Origin of the sequence: Desulfobotulus sp., assembly GCF_034006065.1 — a bacterium.
Lineage (GTDB): Bacteria > Desulfobacterota > Desulfobacteria > Desulfobacterales > ASO4-4 > Desulfobotulus.
Window position 1 is genome coordinate 200827 of sequence record NZ_JAVETM010000001.1, and the last position, 12670, is coordinate 213496.

At 54.7% G+C, this 12670-nt stretch carries 12 protein-coding genes; 3 read left to right on the forward strand and 9 right to left on the reverse strand.

What is annotated here, in order from left to right; genetic code table 11:
* Window positions 1-15: 15 nt before the first annotated feature.
* The 3 genes from RBR60_RS00895 to xseA are packed head-to-tail and all read right to left on the reverse strand — an operon-like array spanning window position 16 to window position 2505.
* Window positions 16-927, reverse strand: a complete 912-nt coding sequence (locus RBR60_RS00895; RefSeq protein WP_320353743.1) for a farnesyl diphosphate synthase — start codon at window positions 925-927, stop codon at window positions 16-18.
* The gene (gene xseB, locus RBR60_RS00900; protein ID WP_320353744.1) at window positions 924-1157 is read right to left on the reverse strand and encodes an exodeoxyribonuclease VII small subunit; all 234 of its coding nucleotides are present in this window, start codon (window positions 1155-1157) and stop codon (window positions 924-926) included. The genes RBR60_RS00895 and xseB overlap by 4 nt, the downstream gene beginning before the upstream one ends.
* Window positions 1138-2505: an exodeoxyribonuclease VII large subunit gene (gene xseA / locus RBR60_RS00905; RefSeq protein WP_320353745.1), complete on the reverse strand. Its 1368-nt coding sequence runs from the start codon at window positions 2503-2505 to the stop codon at window positions 1138-1140. Before xseA ends, xseB begins: the two co-directional genes overlap by 20 nt.
* A gap of 439 nt (window positions 2506-2944) precedes the next feature.
* Between xseA and RBR60_RS00910 the strand changes: the two genes are divergently transcribed.
* A complete protein-coding gene (locus RBR60_RS00910; RefSeq protein WP_320353746.1) occupies window positions 2945-3628 on the forward strand; it encodes a Bax inhibitor-1/YccA family protein in 684 nt (227 codons plus the stop codon).
* 99 nt (window positions 3629-3727) lie between these two features.
* On the opposite strand, the gene RBR60_RS00915 is transcribed toward RBR60_RS00910, so the two are convergent.
* The 3 genes from RBR60_RS00915 to RBR60_RS00925 are packed head-to-tail and all read right to left on the reverse strand — an operon-like array spanning window position 3728 to window position 7777.
* Window positions 3728-5161, reverse strand: coding sequence for a mannose-1-phosphate guanylyltransferase/mannose-6-phosphate isomerase (locus RBR60_RS00915; protein WP_320353747.1), 1434 nt, complete (start codon window positions 5159-5161; stop codon window positions 3728-3730).
* Window positions 5162-5209: 48 nt separating this feature from the next.
* Window positions 5210-6562 (reverse strand): phosphoglucosamine mutase, encoded by a 1353-nt coding sequence (gene glmM, locus RBR60_RS00920; protein ID WP_320353748.1) that lies wholly within the window; start codon window positions 6560-6562, stop codon window positions 5210-5212.
* A gap of 24 nt (window positions 6563-6586) precedes the next feature.
* Complete coding sequence (locus tag RBR60_RS00925; RefSeq protein ID WP_320353749.1) at window positions 6587-7777, reverse strand: protein GlmU; 1191 nt, start codon at window positions 7775-7777, stop codon at window positions 6587-6589.
* 79 nt (window positions 7778-7856) lie between these two features.
* On the opposite strand from RBR60_RS00925, the gene RBR60_RS00930 reads away from it, so the two are divergent.
* A complete protein-coding gene (locus RBR60_RS00930; RefSeq protein WP_320353751.1) occupies window positions 7857-9476 on the forward strand; it encodes a glucose-6-phosphate isomerase in 1620 nt (539 codons plus the stop codon).
* A gap of 9 nt (window positions 9477-9485) precedes the next feature.
* Here the strand turns inward: RBR60_RS00930 and RBR60_RS00935 are convergent, their stop codons facing one another.
* Window positions 9486-10499, reverse strand: coding sequence for a beta-ketoacyl-ACP synthase III (locus RBR60_RS00935; RefSeq protein ID WP_320353753.1), 1014 nt, complete (start codon window positions 10497-10499; stop codon window positions 9486-9488).
* Window positions 10500-10964: 465 nt separating this feature from the next.
* Here RBR60_RS00935 and RBR60_RS00940 point away from each other — a divergent pair, with 465 nt between their 5' ends.
* Entirely contained in the window at window positions 10965-11483 is a 519-nt protein-coding gene (locus RBR60_RS00940; RefSeq protein WP_320353754.1) for a hypothetical protein, read from the forward strand.
* A 20-nt stretch (window positions 11484-11503) separates the two neighbouring features.
* On the opposite strand, the gene RBR60_RS00945 is transcribed toward RBR60_RS00940, so the two are convergent.
* Both RBR60_RS00945 and RBR60_RS00950 read right to left on the reverse strand, forming a co-directional pair.
* Window positions 11504-12067 carry a thermonuclease family protein gene (locus tag RBR60_RS00945; RefSeq protein ID WP_320353755.1) on the reverse strand — a complete coding sequence of 188 codons (564 nt, stop codon included), beginning with the start codon at window positions 12065-12067 and terminating at the stop codon, window positions 11504-11506.
* 129 nt (window positions 12068-12196) lie between these two features.
* A complete protein-coding gene (locus RBR60_RS00950; RefSeq protein WP_320353756.1) occupies window positions 12197-12667 on the reverse strand; it encodes a PilZ domain-containing protein in 471 nt (156 codons plus the stop codon).
* Window positions 12668-12670: the final 3 nt, after the last annotated feature.

Here is a 12670-nt window from a genome sequence, read left to right on the forward strand (position 1 = left end):
AAAACGGCACGAGTGTCATTGTTTCCGTTCCAGTACATAGGCCGCTATGGCCCGCAGGGGATCCGCTCCGGGCCCGAAGGCTTCCAGAGCGTCCAGAGATTTTTGAATCAATTCTTCAGCCATGGCCTGGGCCTTTGCCATTCCCAGAAGGGAAGGGTAGGTCGCTTTGTGGTTCTGGACATCGGATCCTGCGGTTTTTCCCATTACAGCCGGATCACCCGTGACATCCAGAAGATCATCGGTCACCTGAAAGGCCAGGCCCAGATGGCGGCCATAGGTGGAAAGCGCCTGGATCTCTTCGACGCTGGCCCCACCCAGAACACCGCCACTCCAGACCGAAACCTCAATGAGGGCTCCGGTTTTAAGACGGTGCAGTTTTTCAAGATCCTCCAGATTCAGCATCTGCCCTTCTGCGGAAAGATCCAGCATCTGCCCTGCAACCATCCCTCGGTTGCCCGAAGCCCGGGCAAGGGCCACCACAAGGGAAAGCCCAAGGAGGGGATTGTGGCTGTTTTTCCCGAAAGAGGCAAGGACTTCAAAGGCAAGGGCCTGGAGAGCGTCTCCGGCCAGAATGGCGGTGGCTTCATCAAAGGCCCGGTGACAGGTGGGCCGCCCCCGGCGCAGGTCATCGTTATCCATGGCGGGAAGGTCGTCATGGATGAGGGAATAGGTATGGATCATTTCCAGGGCACAGGCCACGTCCAGACAGCGGTCCAGGGCCGTTTCCCGGTCCTGAACAATGGCCTGAGCCGCCGCCACACAGAGAATGGGACGCAGACGCTTTCCTCCGCCCAAGAGCGAATGGACCATGGCCGCGTCCAGTCGGCTGGCCCAGGGCGCGGTGTCTTCCTTAAAAAAACTTTCAAGGCGTTTTTCCACCCGGATGCGGCAGGCATTCAGGTAAGCTGACAGATCGGCTATGCTCATGCCTCCTCCTGGGGTCCCGTTTCAAAGGAGAAAGGCGCCTCCTCTCCGGATTCCGTCAGCCGGGTCAGGCGGGCTTCCGCTTCATCCAGGCAGTCGCTGCAGTATCGGGAAAGCTTCATCCCTTCTTCAAACTTCCGGATGGCCTTTTCCAGGGCGAGATCGCCCTTTTCCAGTTCTTCCACAATGCCCTGGAGCTGGGCAAGGGCTTCTTCAAAGGTTTTTTTTGCCATGTTCAATTTCCTCAATGCGGCAGCGTAAAAAACCCGCCGCGAGCTGAATTTCCACCGCATCGCCAGGGGAAAGTCCCCCTGTGTGGCTGAGGATAGTTTTTTCCGGAAGCTTTCTCGCCACGGCATACCCCCGGCCCAGGATGGCAAAGGGCCCCAGATTCTGCAGACGATGGTGCAGTCCGTTGAGAAGCATGCGTTGGCCGTGGAGCCTTGAGAAGGCGTGGAAACAAAGATTTTTGTGGCAGGCCATGTGGGCCTTGCGTTCCCTGTGCAGTTTCTGAACCAAAGGGGCAGGGGAGAGGCTGCGCAGCATCCAGGCCAGCTGGTGCTGCTTCCAGGTGCGGATTCGCTGGAAACGCCGCAGCAGGGCCTCCTGGGTTTCATCCAGTCGCATGCGGGAAAGAACCAGGTGTCGGCTGGGATGCAGCAGCCTTTCCCGGAGATTTCGGATATCCCGGTGCAGGTTTTGGATGGAGCCGCCAAAGGTCCGGTGAAGGGATATGGTCACAGATTGTAAGGTGGCTTTGAGCTCTGCCTTGTCCGGAACAGCAGTTTCCGCAGCTGCCGTGGGGGTTGAAGCCCTGAGGTCCGCCACAAAATCCGCAATGGTGTAATCCGTTTCATGCCCAATCCCCGTGATCACGGGAATATGGCAGGAAAAAATGGCGCGGGCGACCTCCTCGGTATTGAAAGCCGCCAGGTCTTCGAGGGAACCCCCCCCCCGGGCCAGAATGATCAGATCGCTTTTGCCCTGCATGGCAATGCGATGCAAAGCCCGGGCGATTTCTTCAGCTGCCCCGTTTCCCTGCACCCGAACCGGAGCAATCTCCAGATGCAGATTGGGATACCGTCTGCCCAGAACCTTGAGCATGTCGTGGATTACAGCCCCATGGGGCGATGTGACAAGGGAGATACGGTGGGGTAAAAAGGGCAGGGGACGTTTGTGGGCGGGATCAAAGAGACCCTCAGCCCCAAGGCGCAGCTTGAGCTGTTCAAAGGCCAGTTGCAAGGATCCCGTTCCCATGGGTTCCACATATTCGAGGATCAGCTGATAACTGCCCCTGGGGGGGTAGACGCCAATGCGCCCCAGCCCGACGATGCGCAGACCAGATTGAAGCTGAAAGCGCAACTGGCGGGCTTGTCCTTTGAACAGAATCGCTGCAATCTGGGCCTCGGCATCTTTGAGGGAAAAATACAGATGTCCGGAAGCGGCTTTGGAAAAATTGGAGATCTCGCCTGTGACCCAGATAAAAGGATAAGCGGACTCCAGGCAGGAACGAATCTCCGAGGTCAGTTCGGAGACCGTATAAATTTTCCGTGTTTCCTTTTCCTGAAGCTCTGTCCCCATGGCGTGTGACGCCGCCTTTCTTCCCAAATCCCCATTTCTTTCTGGGGGGCCAAAGCCACAAGCGCAATCCGCATTGTGTCCTGGCCGATCTCTGAAAAACAGGCGGATGCTCGGCAAATCCAGGGGTTGGGGACCCGGAGGGCATCCAGAGCCTGCGGAAATGGGGCAAATCCTATGCTTTTTTATAAAGTTTGACAAGCGTTTCGCAAGGAAGACCTGGGTCTGATTAACCGATAATGTGAATTATGTAAACTTTTATAGTGCATTTTAAAAATCGTAGGCTCAAATTCCGACTTTCCTTGATTCTGAAGCCAGCCTTTCTTATAGTATCTCTTGCTAAACCGCAGATACGCGGGATGCGGTGCATGTCCCCTGGTGTTCATGCGGAACACGTGAAAACACATGAACCACAACATACTTAAAGGAGGAAAAACACAGCATGGAAAAAATCCTTGCTCCCCATCAGTCCGCCCAGGTCCGCGTCAATGGTTTTATCCAGAGTGTGTACAACTGGATGGCCATCGGCCTTGCTGTCACAGGCGGCCTTGCGTACTTTGTATCCGAACACTTCATCGTCCCTCCGGGACTCTTCTTCATTCTGGTCATTGCCCAGCTGGGCATGGTCTTTGTGCTGGCAGGTAAAATCCAGTCCCTTTCCGCCTCAACGGCCACAAGTCTTTTTGTGCTGTATGCGGCCTTAAACGGCGTCACCCTCTCATGGATATTCCTTGTCTATGCCAAGGCCTCCATTGTTTCAACCTTCTTCATCTGCGCCCTGACCTTTGCAGCGGCCAGTGTCTACGGCATGGTAACCAAAAAGGACCTCACAAGTTTCGGCGGCTTCCTGATGATGGGGCTGATCGGCATCATCATTGCTTCCCTTGTGAACCTCTTCTTCCGCAGTTCTGCGGTGAGCATGATCGTCAGCTATGTGGGCGTGTTCGTCTTCATCGGGCTTACGGCATGGGATACCCAGAAAATCAAGCAGATGGCCCTTGCCCAGCCTGCGGATCTGGACAACGCCACCTTGAGAAAAGGCGCTATTTTCGGAGCGCTTTCCCTGTATCTGGATTTCATCAACCTCTTTATCATGATGCTTCGGATCTTCGGAGACAGAGACTGATCTCTTAAAAAAAATCCCTTTGCCGCACGTAAAAGCATCCGGTGCTTTACAGGTTTCCTGGAAGCGCCGGATGCTTCTTCTTTTAAGCAAACCGCCGCATCAGCCTGGATCCGCGGCCCTTCCGTACACATCATCAAAGCGCACGATGTCATCTTCTCCAAGGTAGCTTCCCGACTGCACCTCAATGAGATCCAGAGGAATTTTACCAGGATTCTCAAGGCGGTGCGTCATCCCAAGGGGAATATAAATCGACTCATCCTCCCGCAGAAGAATCTCCTCTTCCCCCCTCCGAACAATGGCCGTACCCCGCACCACAACCCAGTGTTCTGCACGATGGTAGTGTTTCTGCACGGAAAGCTTGGCACCGGGTTTTACGGTAATGCGCTTCACCTGAAAGCGTTCATCCATGGCCACAGTCTCATAGCTTCCCCAGGGTCGATAGACTCGTCTGTGGGAAATGGCTTCTTCCCGCCTGGCAAGGCGCATGGCGTCCACAAGCTTCCGCACATCCTGAACACGGTCTCTGGGAGATACTAAAACAGCATCCTGGGTTTCCACCACAATATGATTTTCAAGGCCCACAGCTGCGATGAGGCGGTTTTCCGCGTGAAGAAAGGAATGTTTCACATCATGGATCAAGACATCCCCCTGCATAACATTGGCATTGGCGTCCTTCTCGCCCACCTGCCAGAGCGCTTCCCAGGACCCAAGGTCATTCCACCCCGCTTCCAGGGGCACCATGGCCCCCCGCGTTGTTCGCTCCATCACAGCATAATCAATGGAATCCGATGGTGAGGCATGAAAACTCGCAGGATCCAGCCGGATGAAATCCAGGTCCACAGTGGCCTTTTTGCGGGCCGCCTCACAGGCGGAGAGAATTTCCGGAACGAGCAGGCGAAACTCTTCAAGAATAGTCGAGGCCTTGAACAGAAACATTCCAGAATTCCACAAGTATTCCCCGGAATTGACATAGGCTTCGGCGGTCTTGCTGTCCGGTTTTTCCACAAAACTTCCAATGGAGAAGGCCTTGGATGGCAGCGGAACGCCCTTTCGGATATAACCATACCCTGTCTCGGGCGCATCGGGTACAATGCCAAAGGTCAGAAGACGTCCCTCTTGCGCCTCCCCAGCCCCGCACTGCACAGCTTCCAGAAAACGTGAAGGATCGGAAATGAAGTGATCGGCAGGGAGAATCAGCAAAAGCGGATCGCCGTAACGCTCCGCAGCCTCAATGCTGCATACCGCAATGGCCGGTGCAGTATTGCGCCCTTCCGGCTCCAGCAGGATGGCTGTGGTGCGAATGCCTACCTCACGCAACTGCTCTGCAACCATGAAACGATGATCATCATTACAGATGACAATGGGATCCGTGGCCCCCTCCAGGCCCTTCAGGCGCAAAACGGTTTCCTGCAGCATGGTGCGGGTGCTGTTAAGGGAAATGAGCTGCTTGGGATGCAGCTGCCGGGACAAAGGCCAGAGGCGTGATCCGGAACCACCCGCAAGGATGATGGGAACAATCCGTATTTTTTTCATAAAAACTCCGCAAGAAATAAGACAGACATCCGGAATAAGAGAAAACTGTTACAAAACCCCGCCAATTGCAGCCAGAAGTGCAGCCTGAATGGGCGCGCAGGCACGGAGGGCTTTTTCTTCCGAGGCCGCTTCCACCATAATTCTGCATAAAGACTCCGTACCAGAATAGCGCACAAGAATCCGCCCTTTTCCATCCAGGATGTTTTCTGAAGCCAAAATACTTTCCTGCACTTCCCTCAGTTCTTCCAGAGGAGGTTTTTCCCGTACGGGCACATTGATCAAAACCTGGGGATAAGTTTTCATGCACAGGGCCAGCTCCTCCAAGGGCGTCTTGCGACAAAGCCTTGCCAGACGCACCGCAGCAAAAAGCCCATCTCCAGTGCAGTGGGGATCCAGAAAAATCATATGTCCGGAGTCCTCCCCTCCGATACGCCCGCCCTTTTCCCGCATGCGCTCCAGAACCTTGCGATCTCCCACAGCCGTGATTTCATGGGAGATCCCCGCACTCCGAAGGGCTTCGGTAAGGCCAAGATTGCTCATCACCGTGCTGACCAGAACCGGGGGATTCAGCCTTCCCCCTTTTTTTGCCTCAAGGGCAAAGATGGCCAGAAGCAGATCACCCCGCAAAACGTTGCCACTGGCATCCACAGCGATCAGTCGGTCTCCGTCGCCATCAAAGGCCATGCCTGCATGGGCTCCTGTCAGCCGGACCTGGCGCGCCAGGGCTTCGGTGTGTTGAGATCCCACGCCATCATTGATGTTCCGGCCATCGGGATCTGCTGCCATCACTTCGACTTCAGCCCCCAGCCGACGCAGCGCTTCCGGAGCCGCCTGGTACATGGCCCCATGGGCCGTATCCAGAACCAGGCGCAGGCCGGAAAGGCTTTCTCCCTCCCCTGCCCTTTCCACAATAAACCGCACATAAGAGGAAAGCCCATCCTCTGAAGCCCGCATACGGCCGATGGAACCCTGTACAAAAATTTCAGCAGACCGCAGAATCCCCTCAATGGATGCCTCCTCGGAATCCGTGAGTTTGAAACCTTCATGGTTAAAGAACTTGACCCCATTATCCCAGAAGGGATTGTGAGAAGCGGAAATCACAGCCCCGCCTGCGGCCTTATGGTCGCGAACCATGAGAGCCACCGCAGGCGTGGGTAATACACCGGCGTCCACAACATCCACACCCGCCTGCATGATACCAGAGGCAAGAGCCGCTGCGAGCATGTCCCCGGATTCACGGGTATCTTTTCCGATGATGACACAAGGGGCCCCTTCCTTCTGTTCATCCTGGGACAAAAGCCATACCCCCCAGGCCTTTCCAAGGCGCACAATGGTTTCCGCATCCATGGGAGGATGGCCCGCCCTGCTCCTGACCCCATCCGTACCAAAAAAATTTTCCATGCCCTTTTCCTTTATTCCGCACCACTAAAGATTCCGCCATGCACCCGCAAGCCTTGTGTGCACAACACTGCTGAGCCACGCACGCCCGGCTTCCCGCTTTTTTTCATCCAACAGGGCCAGGGTGCCAAGGTAGGTTTTGTCAAAAGTCAGATCTTTGAAAAAAAAATCTTTCAGGACAGCGGTCTCAGCATGCACTTCTGCCTTTTCAGTCTCCGCAAGAAAGGCGCAAACGCTTTCTGCCCTTTCAACCCAGGCGCTGTGCAGGGGGCTTGAAGCCAGAGAGGCCCCATCCAGTGTCCGGATTTTTTCCCTTAGCTGAAGAAGGCGTTCCACCCTTTCCGAAATCCCCGCATCCACCATGGTCACAAGGCCTTGGAGTAGGCTTTCCGGAAAAAAAGGAGAAATCAGTCGGCTTCGGAAAAACACATACCAGGCCTTCAGCGCATGAAGATTGGCGATGTAAAAAAAATTATTCTCCAGAATGCGTCGCAGTCCCGGATAAAGCCCCGCCTTTCTTTCCACATTCCCGGCTTTGAGGGAGGAACCGAAGAGCAGTCGATTTTCCCGTAGCTCATCCTTTCGTTGCAGGGTACCTGCAGCAATGACCGTTCCAAAGGCAAGCCGACAGGGCCCCACAAGCCCCCCCTGCCCTCCCAGAAATATGGGCGCTTTGTCCAGCATCACGCCGGAAGGCACATCCCCCAGCATGGAAGCCGTTGCCTTGTCCTGATCAGGCGTGAAGTTAAAATGGATATAACTGCTGCCCACCTCACTGTGATTCTTAGGGCCTGTGCCTCCGGCCATGAAAATGTCACAGAAATTGATCAGGCTTCCCAGGGTGACATAAGGAAATAAAATGGTCTGCTTCAGCCCAACGGTATGGGCTATGGAAGCGCCTTCCTCAAGAATGCTGCCGCCACGCACATGACTGCCTGTCCCTGCCGAGGCTTTTTCCAGAAAGACAGCGTCCTGAAAAAACCCACCTTTCAACCTCACCTCTCGTCCTGTCCGCACATTATGCAGGGTTGCAGGACCTTCTTCTCCGATGCGGGTACCCGTCAGAAGGAGGGTCTCCTCTCCGGAAATGCGGGATCCCGGATACAGGGTCACCCCAGGCTCAATGCGCTCAAGATCCACATCCTCTGCAATGCAGACCTGCAGCGGATCCGGCATCCGAACACCCTTTTCCAAAAGTCTTGCACAGATACTTTTCATCCTGCTATGCTCCACAACCTGAAGATTGAAAATCCCCTCTACCCAGTCCCTGATCCTCAAAAAAAGGAGCAAAATTCCTGTGTCCCCTTTTCATGCAAAGCTCCAAGACCTTGCCCGGCAAGCAGAGCGGCCTTCTGCCCACCTCAGATCCCTCGTCAAAAAAAACACCCGCTGCAGCAACCTGTTTTTCCACGGCGGTGGGCTGCACCTGGATCTTTCCCGTCAGCGCCTGGACCTTCCCATCCTTCACACGCTGGTGGATATGGCAAGGGAAAAGGACCTACGTCAACAATTTCAATCCATGATGCAAGGGGAATACGTCAATATTTCAGAAAAAAGGCCTGCACTTCATACCTTAGCCAGGGATTGTGATACCACCGTATGGGTGGAGGGGAAAAATGTCGGCCAAGACCTTTTTCATGTGCAAGGCCGGGTTTTCTCCTTTGCCGAAGCCCTGCGAGCAGGAAAAATAAAGGCCGATGACGGTGCAGCCTTTACCCATATCCTGGTTCTGGGTATCGGAGGCTCCCGTCTGGGAACCCAGGCCATTCATGACGCTCTGGCGGGTCGCCATGCGCCCGCCATGGACCTTCGTTTTCTCTCCACCATGGATCCCAATGCTTTTCTCCACGAAACCCGCGATCTGGACCCCAGGCGCACCCTGGTGCTGGTGGTTTCCAAAAGTTTTACCACAAAGGAGGTGCATGTAAACCTTGAGCAGGTAAAGACGTGGATGCAGGCGGCGCATGTTCCTGCCTCAAGGCATCTTGTGATCATAACGGCCCAGGGAAGTCCGGGGGATACGGGGGCCGATGCCTGCCTGGATGTCTTTCACATCTTTGACTTCATCGGTGGTCGCTACAGCGCAAGCTCTGCCGTGGGAATTCTGCCCCTAAGCCTTGTGTACGGGCCGGAGGTGGTGAAAGAATTTCTCGCAGGATGCCGGGAAATGGACATGCACAGCGCCAAGGCCTGTGAAAGCGTCAATCTTCCCCTTCTCGCGGCGCTTTGCGATATCTGGAATGGGGACTATCTCGGATACCCCGCCTTTGCCATGATTCCCTATGCCCATCCTTTAAGAAGCTTTCCTTCACACATGCAGCAGCTTTATATGGAAAGCCTTGGCAAAGAACTGACGGTTTCCGGTAAGCCCCTCCCGGCTTCCTCTCTGGCCATGCTCTGTTTCGGAGATACGGGAACGGACGCCCAGCATTCTTTTTTCCAGATGCTCCACCAGGGACGGGGGATTCCCATCGACTTCATTGGTGTCCTGAACCCTCCGCCCAGCCTTGGCAACCATGAAACCAATCCAGACCCCCACCAGGAACTCTGGGCCAATCTCCTTGCCCAGGCCGATGCCTTTGCCATGGGACGCAGTGAAGGCCGCCCGGAACAGATCTGCCCGGGCAACCGTCCTTCGAGCATCCTCACCCTCACAGATCTCTACGCGAGAGACATTGGCCGCCTATTTGCTTTTCTGGAAGCCCGCACAGTTTATGTGGGATTATTAAAAGAAATCAATCCCTTTGACCAGTTTGGGGTTGAAAACGGAAAAAAGCTGGCCGATACCCTGGTCAAGGCCATGCATTCTTCCCAGCCAGGGGCTGATTCCGGAACCACCCCCCAATACCTCCGGGCCCTCCGCTGCGGGGGATTTTCTGGGATGGATTCAGGAAACAAACCCAGGGCCTGTTCATGAGGGATTTCATCAGACCCCAAAACGGTAGACCAGCCCGGCCCAGGTGAGACCTGCGCCCAGGGCGGTGAGCAGGAGTGTATCCTTTTGCGTGTTGATGCGGCCCATTTCAATGGCCTCATCCATAGCAATGGGAATGCTACCTGCGGTGGTATTCCCGTAACGCATGATGTTGTGGAAAACCTTTTCCTCGGGAACGCCGAGGGCCTTCTGGTAAAACTGGTTGATACGGAGATTGGCCTGATGGGGAATGATGAGATCAATGTCATCCAGGGTCAGTCCCGCCTTTTCCAGAACCTCATGGCTCACTTCGGGCAAACGACGTACGGCATGCTTGAATACGGTTTTTCCTTCCATAACCGGATAATGTCGACCTTGCTCCAGCATTTCCACGGTGATCCGTTCCGGATACCGGGAAGCGGGCACTTCCAGCATCAGGCTCTGGGCATGACGCCCCTGGGCATGGAGGGCAGAGGCCAGGATGCCGATTTCCTGGTCCGTCTCCACGCCTTCCACACAGGCGGCTCCTGCGCCGTCACCAAAAAGAACCGCCACATCTCTGCCCCGGGTGCTGATGTCCAGGCCTGAGCTGTGCACCTCCGCTCCCACCACAAGCACACGATTGGCCATACCGGCCTTGATATAGGCATCGGCAGTGGCCAGACCATAGAGAAATCCCGTACACTGCTGCCGGATATCCAGAGCTGGGGTGGTGTCCAGTCCCAATTTATCCTGCAGAAGGCAGCCGGATCCCGGAAAAAAGATATCCGGACTCAAGGTGGCAAAAATGATGAGATCCAGATCCTGGGCCTTCCACCCTGCCCGGTCCAGAGCGATGCGGGAAGCTTCAAGGCCCAGGTCCGAAGCCCCCACTCCACCCTCTTCCGGGATCCAGTAGCGTTGCTCAATGCCGGTTCGCTGCTGAATCCATTCATCCGAGGTATCCATGTACCGGGTGAGATCTTCATTGGTAACCAGACGGGGGGGAATATAACGACCGGTGCTGCGGATCAGACTGCGCTTCATGAAAACTCCTTTGGCTTCGGGTTCAGATCATGGGGTTAAAGGCATGGGCGGATAGGGAAGGATTGGGACGAGACGCGTGAAGACAGGATAAGATGGTTTGGCTCCCGCATCGGGTGATGCCTGCCCTGCTGCTCAGGGAAGATAACAAAAGCCTTTTCAAATGAGAAGAAAAAGCTTTGTGGAAATTTCATCCCCCCATCTTTACAAAGGCGAACCCATCCAGGCCCTGTGAATGGGATACCCGCGGGAAAGCAAAAAGAAAAGCCCCTTCCAGCCAGGTAAATTTTCTGGGTATGACTGGCGTCCTGGGTCCATCCTGTGATAATAGGTCGCATAGGTCAGACACCACCATCCCACGTAAAACAAGGCTCTTTCTCCGTTGATCCAAGGTTTTCCCTGCACTCCCGCTTCTCGTTTTTTTACGCAGGCGGGATCAAACCTCTCATGAAAGAATGGATTTTTTGAATGGAAGACAAAGAAAAAATCGCTGCACTTTCCGAAGCCCTTGTCGCCTATGCCACGCGCAGCAACGATATCCTGCCCCTTGTGGAGGGGCTTCCCGAGAGCAGTCATATCCCAAGGCCCGCCATGGAATATGAAATGCGCATGCTGAAAATTCTCTCGGTAGGATGGGGGCTTGCTTTTCTTTTATCCGAACACCCGGAAAAAACTTCGCTGAGTGAAGGATTCTGGCAGAAAATCGCCCTGCTTTCCAAGGAAATTGACGCCCTCTGCAAGGATTCCGGCACGGAGATTGATTATTTCGCCGCCTTGCGCCGCCGTCTGGATATGTACGTTTCTGCGCTTACCGAGGCCCAAAATCCCGAAGATCCGGGCCGTGAGGTGGGACTTTGCTATGCCAAACTCTGCGGAGACGCAAAGGATGCCTATGCAGGTGTTGCGGGGAAGCGTGTTTTTACAGGAGTTCTGACCAGTATCCAGGCCTATCTGCAGGAGCACTTCGGGCCTCTGAAACCCCTTTGACAACCATGGACCCAGGGGTTTTAAAGGCCTTGTGGGCATACGGGATCCGGAATACACTCCCGGGCGGGGGCATAGCCCGCCATGAAAGCCTTCACATAGGATGAAAACCGGATACGGTTTCTGGGACTGATTTTCTGGGCAAGGGGGCACTCTGCATGGTGGAAACGATGGGAGCGTCGATTGCCGATGACAGGAAAGGGGTTGTCCGGAATTTGTGCCCAGAATCCACTCCTGCTCCGCACAGACACTTCTTGCAGCCCCATCCATCGGAGCAGGGTCTCATCGGGTTTCCCGTGAAAAAACACCCATGCCATGCCCAAGCGGATCATCTCTTCATTCACGCACAGACCGTTTTCAAGGTAAATCCTCGCGAGAAGACGCCCATATCGGTCCTTGCCCTCGCTTTGAAGATAAAGGTCCTTGCCTGTAACCTGCCTCTTCAGAGCGCGGCGTGAGACTTCTCCTGCGCAACTGCCTTTTTTTTGTCCATGCCCCACTTCCGGCGCATCCAGTCCCCAAAGCCGTACCCATCGACCATCTTTAAGGCGCAGGGTGTCTCCATCCGGAATAAAGTCAGCACGCACCTTTTCCATGGCATGGAGGGGAAAAAACGCCCCAGAGATTAAAAAAAACATAAAAAATGCAAGGATAGAAAGGCCAGCCCCCCCTCCTTGCGTTTTCATACGCCCCATAAGCTTTACTCCCGGATTCTGCTACAAAAAAGCCAGGTAAGGCCCCAGGGAATCCGTGTGTTCCATGGATAAAAATTCCAGCCCCACGGATTTTTCATGGATGTTACGGACAATGGCCTCCCGCTGAATGAGCGGCTGGGCTCCCCTGTCAAGGCGGAACTCAATACCAAGGAGGTCTCCCGGAAAAAGGGGTTGATATACGGGAATCATTACCCTGACTCCTGAGCGGGAAAGATCTTCCACAGTCATGAAACCCTGAATCTCGGTATTTTTGAGCTTCCAGTAAAGGCCTGCAAAGGAAAGGGGTTTCCGGGCAAAACGCCTGCGCTCCAGAAGTACAGAATCCATGCGCCCGCATTTTTTACAGGTGCGCCGTATCCGGACCTTGGTCTGAATCGTCAGGAAAGCACTCACATCCCGGACTGCAGAAAAACCGCAATCCGGGCAGATGAAAGTGGCCTTCTTGTCTTTCACAAAAATTCTCTCCTCCATGGC